Source organism: Hymenobacter sp. BT559 (assembly GCF_016427535.1).
Taxonomy (GTDB): Bacteria; Bacteroidota; Bacteroidia; order Cytophagales; family Hymenobacteraceae; genus Hymenobacter.
Genome location: NZ_JAELXV010000004.1, coordinates 317,978 through 332,260, shown reverse-complemented (window position 1 = coordinate 332,260; position 14,283 = coordinate 317,978). Strand labels below are relative to the sequence as shown.

12 protein-coding genes are annotated in these 14,283 nt (G+C 60.0%); 4 read left to right on the top strand and 8 right to left on the bottom strand.

The features are described 5' to 3' along the window. Window position 1 precedes the first annotated feature (1 nt). From JAO77_RS15880 to JAO77_RS15860, 5 genes are all read right to left on the bottom strand, one after another. Window positions 2-1,282, bottom strand: a complete 1,281-nt coding sequence (locus JAO77_RS15880) for a sugar isomerase (protein ID WP_198991352.1) — start codon at window positions 1,280-1,282, stop codon at window positions 2-4. A gap of 254 nt (window positions 1,283-1,536) precedes the next feature. Further along, on the bottom strand, window positions 1,537-2,274 hold the full coding sequence (locus JAO77_RS15875) for an SDR family oxidoreductase (protein WP_198991351.1): 738 nt from the start codon (window positions 2,272-2,274) through the stop codon (window positions 1,537-1,539). Between the two features lie 86 nt (window positions 2,275-2,360). Beyond that, complete coding sequence (locus JAO77_RS15870) at window positions 2,361-3,263, bottom strand: helix-turn-helix domain-containing protein (RefSeq protein ID WP_198991350.1); 903 nt, start codon at window positions 3,261-3,263, stop codon at window positions 2,361-2,363. 42 nt (window positions 3,264-3,305) lie between these two features. Continuing rightward, a complete protein-coding gene (locus JAO77_RS15865; protein ID WP_198991349.1) occupies window positions 3,306-4,316 on the bottom strand; it encodes a GntR family transcriptional regulator in 1,011 nt (336 codons plus the stop codon). A gap of 230 nt (window positions 4,317-4,546) precedes the next feature. Beyond that, window positions 4,547-6,655 carry a bifunctional aldolase/short-chain dehydrogenase gene (locus JAO77_RS15860; protein WP_198991348.1) on the bottom strand — a complete coding sequence of 703 codons (2,109 nt, stop codon included), beginning with the start codon at window positions 6,653-6,655 and terminating at the stop codon, window positions 4,547-4,549. A 231-nt stretch (window positions 6,656-6,886) separates the two neighbouring features. Here JAO77_RS15860 and rhaT point away from each other — a divergent pair, with 231 nt between their 5' ends. From rhaT to JAO77_RS15845, 3 genes are all read left to right on the top strand, one after another. After that, window positions 6,887-7,978 (top strand): L-rhamnose/proton symporter RhaT, encoded by a 1,092-nt coding sequence (rhaT, locus tag JAO77_RS15855; protein WP_198991347.1) that lies wholly within the window; start codon window positions 6,887-6,889, stop codon window positions 7,976-7,978. A gap of 145 nt (window positions 7,979-8,123) precedes the next feature. Beyond that, window positions 8,124-8,900 (top strand): rhamnogalacturonan acetylesterase, encoded by a 777-nt coding sequence (locus JAO77_RS15850; protein ID WP_198991346.1) that lies wholly within the window; start codon window positions 8,124-8,126, stop codon window positions 8,898-8,900. A gap of 17 nt (window positions 8,901-8,917) precedes the next feature. Further along, the gene (locus JAO77_RS15845) at window positions 8,918-10,246 is read left to right on the top strand and encodes a rhamnogalacturonan acetylesterase (protein WP_198991345.1); all 1,329 of its coding nucleotides are present in this window, start codon (window positions 8,918-8,920) and stop codon (window positions 10,244-10,246) included. A gap of 126 nt (window positions 10,247-10,372) precedes the next feature. Here the strand turns inward: JAO77_RS15845 and JAO77_RS15840 are convergent, their stop codons facing one another. After that, window positions 10,373-11,401: a glycoside hydrolase family protein gene (locus JAO77_RS15840; protein ID WP_198991344.1), complete on the bottom strand. Its 1,029-nt coding sequence runs from the start codon at window positions 11,399-11,401 to the stop codon at window positions 10,373-10,375. Window positions 11,402-11,587: 186 nt separating this feature from the next. Here JAO77_RS15840 and JAO77_RS15835 point away from each other — a divergent pair, with 186 nt between their 5' ends. Beyond that, window positions 11,588-12,406, top strand: coding sequence for a rhamnogalacturonan acetylesterase (locus JAO77_RS15835; protein WP_198991343.1), 819 nt, complete (start codon window positions 11,588-11,590; stop codon window positions 12,404-12,406). A 107-nt stretch (window positions 12,407-12,513) separates the two neighbouring features. Here JAO77_RS15835 and JAO77_RS15830 read toward each other — a convergent pair whose 3' ends face one another. Then, window positions 12,514-13,251 carry an SDR family oxidoreductase gene (locus tag JAO77_RS15830; protein WP_198991342.1) on the bottom strand — a complete coding sequence of 246 codons (738 nt, stop codon included), beginning with the start codon at window positions 13,249-13,251 and terminating at the stop codon, window positions 12,514-12,516. Window positions 13,252-13,402: 151 nt separating this feature from the next. Then, window positions 13,403-14,239 (bottom strand): helix-turn-helix domain-containing protein, encoded by an 837-nt coding sequence (locus tag JAO77_RS15825; protein WP_198991341.1) that lies wholly within the window; start codon window positions 14,237-14,239, stop codon window positions 13,403-13,405. Between the last annotated feature and the right edge of the window lie 44 nt (window positions 14,240-14,283).

Genomic DNA, 14,283 nt, shown 5'->3' with positions numbered 1-14,283 from the left:
CTTACAGGCCAGTAGATAAGCTGAATTTGCCGCGCTGCGCAATGAGTTGCTGCCGCACGCCGGCCGCCCGGTAGGCGCGCACCGGATGCAGGGCGCCGCCGCTCTGACGGTAGGCCTCGGCCACCAGCGGGCGCACGTCAGTGAGGAAGGCGTCGCGCAGAATTTCCTCGGCGCGCACGGTGTCGTTGGCTTCCTGAGCTTCTTGCAGGGCGGCGCGGTCTACGAGTAGCGCCTTGGCGTAAGCACCCAGGATGTTATCAACCGATTGGAGCAAGTCTTCGAGCGGGTCTTTGGTGTTGTGGCTGGCATCTATCATGTAGGCCACGGTGCTGGCGCCCAGGCTAGCGTCTTGGTTGGCGTCGACTAGCTCGTTGAAAATCAAGAAGAGCTGGAAAGGCTTGGCGCTGCCGGTGGTGAGGTCGTCGTCGCCGTAGCCCGAGCCGTTAAAGTGGAAGCCCCCTAGGCGGCCCAGCTGGCGCAGGCGGCCCACTATCTGCTCGATGTTAGTATTGGGTAAGTGGTGGCCTAAGTCTACGAGCACCTGCGCCTGCTGGCCCAGGCTCTGGCAGAGCGTGTACGACGTGCCCCAGTCGGGAATGACCATCGAGTAGAAGTTGGGCTCGTAGGGCTTGTACTCGATGAGCATGGTCCAGTCTGAAGGCAGCGCCTCATAAATGGCGGCCAGGCTCTCCTGGGTGCGCAGGTAGGCGCGGCGCAAGTGGCTCTGGCCCGGAAAGTTAGAGCCATCGGCCAGCCACACGGTGTGCACCTTGGCCCCTAGGTCGGTGCCGTAGCGGATGCAGTCGATGTTGTGCTGAATAGCCTGCTCGCGCACGGCGCGGTCGGTGGCGCTCAGCGAGCCAAACTTATAGGTGTGCGCCTGTTCCTTCTGGTCCTGGAAGGTGTTGGAGTTCATCGAATCAATCGACAAGCCCTGCTCTTTCAAGAGCTGGTGCAGGCCGGCTATGTCCTGCGGAATATCCCAAGGAATGTGCAGCGAAATCGAGTTTGACGACCCGTTGAGCTGGTTCAGCAAGCCCACATCGCCGATTTTCTCTTCTAGCGAGCGGGGCTCGCCCCCGGCCGGGAAGCGCCCGAAGCGCGTGCCACCCGTGCCCAGCGCCCAGCTCGGGATGGCCACCTGAAATTCGACTAGCTGTAGAATGAGCTGGTGCGCATCCTGGCCGCGGCGGGCCAGCAGGTCGGCCAGATAGTCAAACTGCAAGTGGTGCTCGGCCAGCAGCGGCTGGTTCAGGTCGTGAATTTGGTCTTCGGTGAGCATGGCGCTAGGGTGGGGAATAAGCCGGTTTTTGAGAGTAGCAAATTACCCCGCCCGCTCTGCCCAAACTGTTCTGAACTCTCCTGTATGTGGGGCGTGTGCTGAGAACCTCTCTTTCAGATACTCTTATGAAAGCCCACCTGTCATTGCGAGCGTAGCGAAGCAATCGCCCCCGAACGGTAGCCGAACAGGTACGATTGCTTCGCTGCGCTCGCAATGACAAGCACTCGTTCATTACTTCATACTCTTTGCAGCACTTAGCTCTGCGCCGTGGGGCGAATTACTATTTCGCCAACATCTACATCGGCGGGCTGCTCGATGGCGAAGGCAATGGCCCGCGCGATAGCATCGGGCGAAATAGCTATTTGGTCGCGTGCCGCAATGATTTGGGCCTTGGCTTCGGGGTTGGTCATGCTGTCGGCAAAGTCGGTGTGCACGAAGCCCGGCGAGATTATCGTCACGCGCAGCTTGTCGCCGGCCTCCTGGCGCAGCCCTTCCGAGATGGCGCGCACGGCATTCTTGGTGCCGGCGTACACCGACTGCAGCGGTACAATCTTGAGGCCCGAGGTAGAAAGCACATTTATAAAATGCCCAACCTCCTGCCGCCGAAAAACGGGTAACGCCGCTGCAATGCCATACAGCGTACCCTTGATATTGACATCAATCATGGCTTCCCAATCTTCGACGCGTAGTTCATCCAGGGGTGAAATCAGGCCGATGCCAGCGTTGTTGATGAGTACATCGAGCTTCCCGTAGCGCTCGCAGGCCAGCTGAATGAGCGCCGCCACATCGGTGCGCTGGCTTACATCAGTGCGGATGTAGGCCACTTCGCCGCCCGCTGCCACGATGGCGTCTGCGAGCGCCGCCAAGCGGTCGAGTCGGCGCGCCCCAAGTACCACTTTTGCCCCATGCGCCGCGAGTAGCCGGGCCGTGGCGGCCCCGATGCCGCTGCTAGCCCCCGTAATCGCAATGACTTTACCTTGCACATTCTCCATCTGTTTCTGCCCTTTAGTGAATCAAAAATGATAGCACAAAGGTCTAGGCTGTTGCTGTGGTAGAATTATGCAAATCAAGTCAAAACTTATGAAAGCGCCTCCGGCTGCCGACGGTGCTGGTTAGGTGGCTGCCCCGTGTTCTTTTTGAAGAAGCTGTTGAAATTGGAGGCGTGCTCGAAGCCCAAGCAATAGCCAATTTCAGCCACGCTCCAGTTGCTGTTGCGCAGCAAGGCCTTGGCTTCGGCTACCAGTTTGCCCGCAATGTGCCCGGTGGTAGTGCGCCCAGTTGTTTCTTTCAGCGCCTTATTCAAATGGTTGGGATGAACGCCTAGGTGCCTGGCAAATTCCTGAGCTGTCTTGAGCGGGAGGGGGCTGTGGGGCGAAAGCAGCGGAAACTGCCGTTCTAGTAGCTCTAAAAACTGCGAGCTCAGGCGGGCTGCCGAGGTGCCCGGTTGGTACAAGACTGGCTCCGGGGCCAGCTTGAGCGACTCGTGCAGAATAAGCTGTAAGTAGTTGCGCAGTAGGTCGTACTTGTGCACGTACGACGACTGGATTTCGGTCAGGCAGGCTTCAAAGAGGTTATTGAGCCGGCTTACTACCTCCGGTGGCGGAAACAGCACCGGGTTGCCGCCCACCCGAAATAGCGGCGAGCCCGCCACGCTAGCAGTTTTGAGCTGCTGGGTAATAAATTCCTCTGTAAATAAGCAGGCATAGCCAGTTTCACTGCCCGCCGTTCGCTCCCAGGAGTAGGGAATTAGTGGGTTTACAAAAACCAAGGCGCAGGACTGCACCGCGACCCGGTGGTTGGCATACGATAAGATGCCCTGCGCATTGCACAGCAGCTTTATCTTATAGAAGTCCCACCGCACGTGCGGGAAGGAAACGGGCTGCGCTACCTCCTCAATCCGGTAAATCGCCACCTGCCCCGTGTCGGGGTGCCCGTGGCCGTGCTGGCGATAATAATCGGCAATAGCCTCGCTTGATTTCATAAAGTAAACTTATGAAATTCAAGTCAACGCTGGGCCAGTTGCTTACAGCGAGCCGCGCCGAATCGTGTAAAATGGGTTGTTCACCTTCACGCGTTTATTCTCCAGCAGCAGTTGGGCGGCGGTGCGGCCCATGGCCACGAAGTCGGTGGTAATCACCGTCATATTGAGCAGCTCCTTGAGCGGCGTCTCGTTGAAAGAGATGATGCCGATTTCGCGACCTAGGAGAAAGCTCGTTTGGCGGATTTTCTTGACCAGCTCCACTAGGTCAGTTTCGCGGATGACAACGTAGGCCGTGCCTTCACTCAAGACCTCATTCTTAGCGTTTTCAACCACCGAGAACTCCTTGTCGCGGCTGAGGCAGAAAGAGCGGAAGCCCCAGGGCAGCTCCTCGGGGTGGTTGGCGTCGGAGGGCAGGATGAGCACCAGCCGCGAGTACTTGGCCAGCAGGTCTTGGGTATTGACGAGGGCGTTGAAAATGTCCTTGTCGAAGTCTTGGAACACGCGCAGGCACTCCTGCTTCAGGTCGGGCAGGTCCTTATCGAGCAGCACTAGCTCGTGCGCCGGAATGGTATTGATAATGCTGCGGTACAGCGCTGTGTCCGTGTCAAGCGTGAAGTGCGGCATGATAACGTAGTAGTTATACTTGCCTAGGCTCTTCTCAATTATCTCCTGAAACAGGTTGACGTTGTAGTGGTGAATCTGTAAATCGACGGTGGCGCGGTCACCTAGGGCTTCTAAAAAAGCGTAATAAATCTCCTTTTTATAAGAGCTTAGCTTGTTGAAAATCATTAAGATTTTCAACTTGTTTGTGTCGCGGGCCTGCACGTAGTAGCCCTTGCCTTGCACCGAGGTAATAAAGCCGCGCTCGCGCAGCTCGCGGTAGGCTTTTTCGACGGTATCGCGGGCCAGGTAATGCTCAATGCTAAGCTCGCTGATGCTCGGCAACTGGTCGCCGTTGCGGAGCACGCCCCGCTCGATATCCATAATCACCGACTGCACAATTTGCTTGTACTTGGGCGTTTTGTCGAGTGGCTTGAGCTGCAAAGTGTACATAGTGCAGAAGGAATGAGGTGGGAAGAGTAGGACATCAAAGCTACTGCAAACCGCCAAAAAGACTGTTACAACGATACTGCCTGCAGTTGCGCGGACTTTGTAGTCCACTTCCGTTCGGCCACACACGGACTACAAAATCCCCGCAACTGCGAGCTGCTAAACGTAAAACGTCAGGCCGAGCGCACTCGGCCTGACGTTTTATAGCTTTCCTAGGTAGGGGCAGGCGAGCGCTAGCGCACGAAGGCCATGGCCACGCCGCCGTCCACGTTGAGGACGTTACCGGTGCTCTTAGCCAGCGAGCCATCCACGAATACAAGCACGGCCTTGGCGATGTCCTCGGCCAGCACTTCCTCGCCGAGCAGCGTGCGCTTGGCGTAGTGCTGGGGCAGCTCGGCGATGGTGATGCCGTAGGCCTTGGCGCGGCCCTCGGCCCAGCCGCTTTCCCAGATTTTGGAGCCGCGCAGCACGGCGTCGGGGTTCACGGTGTTGACCCGGATTTTGTCGGCGCCAAGCTCGGCGGCGAGCAGGCGGCTCATGTGCAGCTGGGCCGCCTTGGCGGTGCCGTAGGCCACGTTGTTGGGGCCGGCTACCAGGCCGTTCTTGCTGGCAATATTGACAATATCGCCGCCTAGGCCCTGCTGACGCTGAATGGCCACGGCCTGCTGGCTCACCAGGAACTGACCCTTCACGAGCACGTCGTTGAGGATGTCCCAGTCGGCCTGAGTGGTTTCGCTTAGCGGCTTGCTGATGCTTAAGCCGGCGCAGTTGACCACGATATCAACGCCGCCAAACTGGAGCACCGTTTGGCGCAGGCTCTCGGCAATGGCCTCAGCGTCGAGCACGTCGATGGGCGCAGTGAGGGCTACGTCTTTGCCGAACTTCTTGCGCAGGTTGGTTTGGGTTTCTTCGAGGCGGTCGCGGTCGGTAGCCACCACACAAGCGCCGTTTTGCAGCAGCAGCTCGCAGATGGCCAGGCCAATGCCGCCGGTGCCGCCTGTGACGTAGGCAATCTGGCCCGAGAGGCTCTTGGGCTTGGGCATGCGCTGCAGTTTGGCTTCTTCGAGCAGCCAGTACTCAATATTAAAGGCTTCTTGCTCGGCCAGGCCCTGGTATTCGCTCACGGCCTCGGCGCCGCGCATCACGTTGATGGCATTGGTGTAGAACTCGGCGGCTACGCGGGCGGTCTGCTTGTCTTTCGAGAAGGAGAACAAGCCCACGCCGGGCCACAGGATGATGACCGGGTTGGCGTCGCGCACGGCGGGCGAGTTGTCGTGCTTGCAGCGGTCGTAGTAAGCTTTGTAGTCTTCGCGGTAGGCGGCAAACAGGCCTTCCAGGTAGGTCTTTACGCTGGCCGCGTCGCCCTGCATCTGCGCGGGGTCGAGCACGAGCGGGCGAATTTTGGTGCGCAGGAAGTGGTCGGGGCAGCTAGTGCCCTTGGCGGCGAGGCGCCCTAGGTCGTTGGAATTGACAAATTCCAGCACACGCACATCGTCGGTGTAGTGGCCCAGCATGCGGCGCTGGCTGCTGGCCAGGCCCCGCAGCACCGGCATGGTGGCGGCGGCCAGCCGGCGGCGCTCGGTGGCGTCGGGGCCATCGGTGAGCTTCACGCCGCCGAAGACGGGTTTGTTTTTGCCGTAATTAGCTTCTAGGTAGGTGGCGGCCATCTCAATGACCTCCAGTGTATTGATATAGGAGTCGTAGCTGGTTTCGCCCCAGGTGAAGAGGCCGTGGCCACCTAGGATAACGCCGCGCAGGTTTGGATTTTCCTGCACGATTTTTTCGAGCTGCAAGCCTAGGTCGAAGCCCGGCTTTTGCCAGGGCAGCCAGCCCATGGTGTCGCCCCAGATGTCGTGCATAATCTTCTCGCCGTCCTTGCTGGCTGCGATGGCGATGAGCGCATCGGGGTGCAGGTGGTCGATGTGCTTGAAGGGCAGCAGGCCGTGCAGCGGGGTGTCGATGCTAGGCGTGGCGCACTTGGGGTCAAAGAGGCAGTACTCAAACAAGCCCACCATCTCGTCTTCGTGAGCCAGGCCGCGGTAGCGGTTCTTGAGTTGATGCAGCTTCTCCACGTAGAGGTTGGCGCAGCCGGCCTTGGTGAGCGTGCCAATGTCGCCACCCGAGCCCTTCACCCACATCACCTCGGCGGGCTGGCCGCTCACGGGGTCGGTTTCCTGGATTTTGACCGACGTGTTGCCCCCGGCGTAGTTAGTCAGGCGCAGGTCGGCGCCGAGCAAATTGGAGCGGTACAGGAACAGGGCCACTTCGTCGCCGGCCATCTCGGCGGCTTTGGCTTCATCCCACAAGTAACTGACATGCTGGAAAGTGAGCGTAGGGTGCATAGAGGTGTCGGAATGGTCGGCCGGGAAATGACCAGCGTTTAATTTAACGCAAAACTGCGTGGTCGCAGCGGCGCCAACCTCCTGCACTCTCCTGCTTGCAGGTAAAAAAGATACGGCTTTTGGCTTCTGGCTAACGGCCTGTTTTTTCTCAGGAGAGCACAGGAGAGTTTGGCCCTAGGTGGCGCGCAGCTTTGCCGCTATCCTTCTATCTACCACATTCCCACCCACCCTATGGCCGTTATCTGGGGCGTTATTTTGCACGCACTCGGGGGCTTCGCCTCCGGCAGCTTCTATTTGCCTTATAAGAAAATCAAAGGCTGGTCCTGGGAAAGCTACTGGCTGGTAGGCGGCCTGGTATCGTGGCTGGCGGCCCCCTGGATACTGGGCTACCTGACGGTGCCGCACCTGTTTGACGTGCTGCACCAAGCTTCTAGCAGCACCATCTTTTGGGCGTATTTCTGGGGCGTGCTCTGGGGTATGGGCGGGCTCACGTTTGGGCTGGCCATGCGCTACCTAGGGCTGAGCCTTGGCATGGCCGTGACCCTCGGGTTGTGCGCCGTGTTTGGCACGCTGGTGCCGCCCATCTATGAAGGGAAAATGGCCGAGCTGACCGGCTCCTCGTCGGGGCGGTTCATTATGCTGGGACTGGCCGTGTGCGTGCTGGGTATTCTTATTTGCGGTCGCGCCGGTCTGTTGAAAGAGAAGACCCTCACTAAAGAGCAGAAGCAAGCCTCGATTGCGGAGTTTGATTTGCGCAAGGGGCTGCTAGTGGCGGTGTTTTCGGGGGTGATGAGCGCCTGCATGTCGTTTGGGCTCACGGCCGGGCAGCCGATTGCTGAGCTAGCTGCCAAAAACGGCACCAATCCGCTATTTGTCAACAACGCCATTCTAGTCATCATTCTGCTCGGCGGCCTCACCACCAATGCAGCGTGGTGCCTCTACCTTAACATCAAGAACAAGACCTACACCGACTACCTCAACCCCACGATGCCGGCGCTGCGCAACGTCATTTTCTGCGCGTTGGCGGGCACTACCTGGTACTTCCAGTTCTTCTTCTACGGCATGGGCGACAGCCAGATGGGCGAGTACCGTTTCTCGGGCTGGACGCTACACATGGCGTTCATCATCGCCTTCAGCTCGATGTGGGGCCTGCTGCTGCACGAGTGGCGCGGCGCTAATAAGCTGACTATGCGTACGGTTCAATTAGGCATTTTGGCCGTAGTGCTCTCCACGGTGGTCGTGGGCTACGGCAACTACCTAGGCTCAGAAAAGCCAGCCACAGCTAAGACCGAGCAGCCTACTGAAGTCGTGGTAGCCAAGTAATTCTAGGTTAACGTGAAGACCCCACCCCCGGCCCCTCCGGGAGAGGGGAGCCTATCGTGCTCTGACATTAGTGAACGTAGGGCTCTCCTCTCCCGGAGGGGAGGGGCCTGGGTAAACGCGCTAGTAGAATGATTTACTGAAAGCTATGTTTAAATTCCGCCTACTACTAGCGCTCGGTTTCTTGTTAAGCCTCAGTGCTTTTCTGTTTAAGCCAGCCCCTGTTCCCACGCTCTATATCATTGGCGACTCAACGGTGCGCAACACCACGCCCGGTTATCAGGGCTGGGGCACGGCGCTGCCCGCCTACTTTGACACTACACGGGTGCACATTGTCAATAATGCGATGGCGGGGCGCAGCACACGCACGTTTATTTCGGAGGGGCGCTGGGAGAAAACCATTGCGGCCATTCGGCCCGGTGACTTTTTGATTATGCAGTTTGGGCACAACGAGGGCAGCGTACCTGATACCACCAAGGCTGGTCGCCGCGGCGTGTTGCGTGGCACCGGCCCCGAAACCAAAAGCCTCGTGTGGCCCGACGGCCACTCCGAAACGGTGAATACCTACGGCTGGTACCTGCGCAAATTCATTCGAGAGGCCAAGGCCAAAGGCGCTACGCCGGTGGTGTGCTCCATGATTCCGCGCAATGAATGGAAGGATGGCAAGGTGCAGCGCGCCGACCAGGACTTTGGCAAGTGGGCCGCTGAGGTGGCCCAGCAGGAAGGCGTCGTTTTCATCGACCTCAACGACCGCACGGCCCGCAAGTACGAAAAGCTAGGTCCTGAAGAAACCAAGAAATTCTTCCCTACCGACCACACGCACACCAGCCCCGCAGGGGCGCAGCTCAACGCCGAATCGGTAGCCGACGGCATTCGCGCCGATAAGAAGCTGGCGCTTCGCAAGTACCTGCGGCCGGCTAGCTAACAGCGGTTTCCTAAATTATGAAAGTCAGCTTATTGCTAAACGCGACCCTGTTGGGGTGGGCGGCCAGTGCGGCGGCTCAACCAGCAGGGCCGACGCTTAAATTCGACTTTGGGCCTGGTCGGGCGGCCGCTGGCTACCAAGCAGTACCGCCCACGGCTACCTACACCAAGGAGGCTGGCTACGGCTTCGACTTCGGTACCACTGCTACGGGTGTAGACCGCGGCGGCAAAGACGCTCTGAAAGGCGACTTCGTGACCAGCCAGCAGCCTTTCTACTTTTCGGTAAATGTGCCCGAGGGCAACTACAACGTGACCGTGACCCTAGGCGACCTCAAGGGCACCTCTTCCAATTTTATCAAAGCGGAATCGCGCCGGCTGCTGCTCGAAACAACGGCCACGCGGCCGGGCCAGTTCGTGACCCAGACGTGGACCATCAACGTGAAGAACCGCCGCATCGCGGGTGGGGGCGAGGCTAGCTTGAAGCCGCGTGAATTGGCTAAGCTTGATTGGGACGATAAGCTAACGCTAGAATTTGACGGAGCGCCCAGCGCACTAGTGGCGCTGGAAATAACGCCTGCCTCGGCCGCTACCACCGTTTTCCTGGCCGGCAACTCGACGGTGGTAAATCAGGACGACGAGCCCTGGGCCGCCTGGGGCCAAATGCTGCCGCGCTTCTTCGGGCCCGGCGTGGCGGTGGCCAATCACGCCGAATCGGGCCTGAGTCTGGCTAGCTTCCTAGGGTCGCACCGGCTAGATAAAGTGCTGAGTGTGCTAAAGCCCGGCGACTACCTCTTTATCGAGTTTGGGCACAACGACCAGAAGGAGAAAGGCCCGAACGACGGGGCTTTTTTGTCCTATACCCAGCGGCTGAAGCTGTATGTGGCAGAGGCGCGCAAGCGGGGCGGCATTCCGGTTTTGGTTACTTCCACTAGCCGCCGCTCGTTTGGGGCCGGGGGCAAGATAGAGAATAGCCTAGGTGACTTTCCGGCCGCTGTGCGCCAGGTAGCCCAGCAGGAGAAGGTGCCGTTGATTGACCTCAATGCCATGACTACCAAGCTATACGAATCGATGGGGGAGGAGGAGTCGAAAAAAGCCTTTGTGCACTACCCCGCCAATAGCTACCCCGGCCAGCCCGCGCCACTGGCCGACAACACCCATTTCAACCCCTACGGCGCCTACGAAATAGCCCGCTGCGTGGTCGAAGGCATGAAAGCGGCCAAGCTCGACCTAGTAAAATACTTGCGCCCAGGCCTGCCGCCCTTCGACCCTGCCCGGCCCGATGCGCTGGCCCAGTGGCACTGGCCCGAAAGCCCCCGTAGCGCCGTGGCCAAGCCGGATGGCAATTAGCGGGTTTACCCCACCCCCGACCCCTCCCCTCCGGGAGAGGGGAGCCGGCCGCTCGCTTACGTCAGAGCACGATAGGCTCCCCTCTTCCGGAGGGAGGGGTCGGGGGTGGGGTTACCCACGTAAAATTCACCTCCCCGCCTTCAACTGCATATAAGTAGGCTGGTCGCGGTCGCAGGTGAGCTGGCCGTTTTGGTAGTGCAACTCTACCACCTGAATGACGCTACGCTTGGCCCCGATGCTATTAGGAGGCGCGGGGTGAGCTGCGCCGCGGCCGGGGTGCGTGAAGTAAAAAAGATACGCCCGGTCGCCGCTCACTACCACATCGGCGTGGCCGCCGATGGCTTGGTCGTCGGGGCCGCGTCCTGGGGCTTCGAGTAGGCGGGTGGGCTGGGCGGTCCAGTGCAGAAGGTCAGTGGAGTGATAGGCACCTAGGCCTTTCCAAGGGTCGATGATGAGCCAGTATTGGTCGTGCCAGCGAAAAACCTTGGGGCCCTCGCCGCGGTCGGCTAGGGCGGGGCCGTGGTCGGTCCAGGTCGTGAGGTCGGGGCTGTCGGCGTAGTAGGTGCTCTTGTGGTCGCGCTCGTTGTTGTACCACAGGCGCCAGGTGCCATTGGGCAAGCGGAACACGCTGGCGTCGATGACTTTATCGGTGGCAAGGGGCAAGGTGCTCACGTACTGCCAGTTTACTAGGTCGGGGCTGGTGAGGTGCACGATGGTGCGCGGGTGGTTCCAGTCGATGAAGGTGCCCGGCACGTAGGTCAGAAACATGTGGTACGTGCCTTTGTCCTTGACCACATCGGGTGCCCAAAAGGTGTAGCCCGGCTGGGGCCGGTAATTGATATTGGCCGTGTCGCGGTAGGTCCAGGTGGCGCCGCCGTCGCCCGATTCGGCAATGCCGATGCGCGTGCCGTGCACCCACGTCACGCCCGCCGCGGTGGTGTCGGTGGCGCGGCGGTTGGTGTAGAACATCCACCATTTCTTAGCTTTCTTATTCCAGATGAGCACAGGGTCGGCGGCGCCGTCATACACCGGGTCGCGGTAGAGGGGCTTGGGTGCCAGGCGGCCCGCGGGGTGCTGCGCCCACGCGCCGGCCGGGCCCAGTAGCAGCCCTAGGAGAAGGAGCAGGCCGCCGCGCCCGCGTAAGAAAAGTAGCATCGTTCGCAAAGTAAGAGGCTTGCAAGTACTCGGCAAGGCGCTCGGCCACCGTCCTGTGCTGTAGGGCAGGAGCAGGAGGGTGCGGGAAGCCCCTAGGGGTGACCCCACCGTACTTGCCGCCGCAAGGGCTTGCTACAAGTACTTTGCTTGCTGCTCCTTCTTTCCAAACCGCTCCCCGTCTGGCTCATGCCCACCCAGAAAACCCGTTCTCGCCGCTGGCCGCTACTAGCCACGCTCTTGTTACTCAGCGGCTGGCTGCTGAGTATGGCGGCTCCCAAGCCCCGGCCTACGCTCTACCTCATCGGCGACTCGACGGTGAAAAACGGGCAGGGCCGGGGCGATGGCGGCCTCTGGGGCTGGGGCTACTACCTGCCCGCCGCCTTCGATACCACCCGCCTGCGCATCGAAAACGGCGCCCGCGGCGGCACCAGCACCCGCACCTTCCGCAGCCAGGGCTGGTGGGAAAAAGTGCGGCCCAAAATCCGGCCCGGCGACTACGTGATGATGCAGTTTGGGCACAACGATAGCAGCCCGCTCACCGACTCGACGCGGGCGCGGGGCACCATCAAGAGCAACGGCGACGAGAGCCAGGAGGTGTATAACTACCTCACCAAGCAGCAGGAAGTGGTGCACAGCTACGGCTGGTACCTGCGCCAGTACATCAGCGAGGCCCAGCAGCTAGGCGCCACCGTCATCGTGTGCTCGCCCATTCCGCGCAATGACTGGAAGGATGGCAAGGTCAAGCGCAACCGCAATGACTACGGCCAGTGGGCCGCCGAAGCCGCCCGCCAGGGCCACGCCACGTTCATCGACCTCAACCAGCTTATCGCCGACCGCTACGACCAGGCCGGCGAAGCCACCGTGCGCAGCACCTACTTCAACGCCACCGACCACACCCACACCATCGAGGCCGGCGCCCGCCTCAACGCTGAGCTGGTAGCCCAGGGCGTTCGGCAGGCCAAGGGCCTGAGCCTGAAGAAGTACCTGCGAAAAGCGGTTAACTAGCAGGTGGCTTGCTACCTGCTAGTTAACCGCTTGTGGGCAATGATAGTAATATTCTTGACCTAGGCCGCTCCAAAGACTCGCCTAGGTCAAGAATAACGTGCCGAAACTTACCAAGGGCAGGTGGCTGGGGCCGGGAAATATTCTTCGCTGAAATACTTGCCGGTGGGGCCATCGGGGCCCAGCAGTGCGTACTTCGCAATGCGCTGTCCGGCCTCCTCGACCGTACTGGTGCCCTGGTGGCCCGTAAAGTCGGTTTGGGTATAGCCCGGGCACACGGCATTTACCTTAAAAGGAGTATCGCGCAACTCATAAGCTAGGTTGAGCGTGTACATATTTAGGGCGGTTTTCGATGCTTGGTACACCGGCACCCGGTAAGCAGAATTGGCGTTCTCGAAATCTGCAAACAACGTCAGGGAAGCCATGGCCGAGCTCACATTAACGATGCGTGGCTGCGGCGACTGTTCCAGCAGGTCTAGGAACGCCTGCGTGACGCCAGCCACTCCGAATACGTTGGTGGCAAACACAGTTTGGTACTGCTCAAGGGTGGTCTCGCGGGCCGACTGAGCCAGGTCGCCCGAAATGCCGGCGTTGTTGACCAGTACATCCAGCACCGGCGTTTTAGCGCCAATCGCCGCCCGGGCCGCCCGAATAGAGTCAGGCTGGGTGACGTCTAACTGCACGGCTTCGAGGTTTGTGAGCCCCGCGGCATTGAGCTGTGCCACTGCGGCTTGCCCCTTTTCGAGGGTGCGGCTGCCGATATACACGAAGAATCCGTGCTGAGCGAGTAGTTTGGCGACTTCCAGGCCGATGCCCTTATTCGCGCCGGTAACCAAGGCTGATTTCATCAGTGAAACTAATTGAAGGTGAGTAGGAAACTAACGGGCAGAACTATTCGGCCCGGTCAAGTTGACTAGGATGGTGTGGCTAGTAATGAGAGGGATAAAGTAACCTAGGGCGCTGCCTTGCCCGCGGCGAACCCTAGGATGCCTTGCGGGCCTAGGCCGCTACTGGCTGGGGACCCCGCGCTTGCCCGGCCAGGGCGGTCGGCGGGTAGCCAAATTGCTTTTTGAAAGCGTAGGAGAAGTGCGCCAGGTTCTCAAAGCCTACCTCCAGGTACAGGTCCACGGGCTTGCGCCGCTTCTCCGCTAGCTGGTAGTGCGCCAGCGTGAGCCGGCGCTGCGTGAGCCAGCGCTGGGGGCTCAGCTGGAAGGCCTTTTTGAAGTCTCGCTTAAAGGTGGTGAGGCTGCGGCCAGTTAGGTAGCTGAAGGTTGCCAAGGGCATGTTAAACATGTAGTTGGCTTCCATAAACTCGACCAGGTTCAGCTTGCCTGGCTCCGAAAAATCGGCCAGCACCCCATCGCTGTGCGGGTCGAGGCTGCGCAGTATCTCGATGACCTCCGTTATTTTCACCGTAAGTAGGCTTCCCGGCAGCTGGTGTTCCAGCTCTAGGTAGGGTAGTAGGGAGGCGAAGACGCTCTGCAACAGCGGGTTTTTCGGGAATAGCAACGGGCCGCTGAGCGCTGGCTGGGCCGGCGCCGGGGTATGCTGCCGGTAGTAGGCCTGCACCAGGGCCTTGGGTAGCTTCATGAGCACAGCCTGGTAGGCGCGGCCGTCTTTGGGCTGCTTCAGCAGGGTAGCGGGTTGGTGGCGGGGCAGCAATACCGTGTCGCCAGCGCCGCAATACTGCGTGCGGTTGGCGTGCACCACTTTCAGCTCGCCGGCGAGCACGCTCACCAGCACGTTGTCGGCGAAGGTTTTCTCATCCCCGTAGCGCTGGTCGCCGCTACAGACTGCAACTAAGTCCGCGTAGCAATTTTGCTCTTTGGCAGTCATGGGTAATTGCGGGTGGCTGTTTACTAGGTGGTTTGCGGCGGCGA

What these genes read in the sequence shown, in the direction of transcription:
- JAO77_RS15880 (WP_198991352.1), bottom strand. Translation starts at nt 1,282, where the DNA reads ATGCTCACCGAAGACCAAATTCACGACCTGAACCAGCCGCTGCTGGCC.
- JAO77_RS15875 (WP_198991351.1), bottom strand. Translation starts at nt 2,274, where the DNA reads ATGGAGAATGTGCAAGGTAAAGTCATTGCGATTACGGGGGCTAGCAGC.
- JAO77_RS15870 (WP_198991350.1), bottom strand. Translation starts at nt 3,263, where the DNA reads ATGAAATCAAGCGAGGCTATTGCCGATTATTATCGCCAGCACGGCCAC.
- JAO77_RS15865 (WP_198991349.1), bottom strand. Translation starts at nt 4,316, where the DNA reads ATGTACACTTTGCAGCTCAAGCCACTCGACAAAACGCCCAAGTACAAG.
- JAO77_RS15860 (WP_198991348.1), bottom strand. Translation starts at nt 6,655, where the DNA reads ATGCACCCTACGCTCACTTTCCAGCATGTCAGTTACTTGTGGGATGAA.
- rhaT (WP_198991347.1), top strand. Translation starts at nt 6,887, where the DNA reads ATGGCCGTTATCTGGGGCGTTATTTTGCACGCACTCGGGGGCTTCGCC.
- JAO77_RS15850 (WP_198991346.1), top strand. Translation starts at nt 8,124, where the DNA reads ATGTTTAAATTCCGCCTACTACTAGCGCTCGGTTTCTTGTTAAGCCTC.
- JAO77_RS15845 (WP_198991345.1), top strand. Translation starts at nt 8,918, where the DNA reads ATGAAAGTCAGCTTATTGCTAAACGCGACCCTGTTGGGGTGGGCGGCC.
- JAO77_RS15840 (WP_198991344.1), bottom strand. Translation starts at nt 11,401, where the DNA reads ATGCTACTTTTCTTACGCGGGCGCGGCGGCCTGCTCCTTCTCCTAGGG.
- JAO77_RS15835 (WP_198991343.1), top strand. Translation starts at nt 11,588, where the DNA reads ATGCCCACCCAGAAAACCCGTTCTCGCCGCTGGCCGCTACTAGCCACG.
- JAO77_RS15830 (WP_198991342.1), bottom strand. Translation starts at nt 13,251, where the DNA reads ATGAAATCAGCCTTGGTTACCGGCGCGAATAAGGGCATCGGCCTGGAA.
- JAO77_RS15825 (WP_198991341.1), bottom strand. Translation starts at nt 14,239, where the DNA reads ATGACTGCCAAAGAGCAAAATTGCTACGCGGACTTAGTTGCAGTCTGT.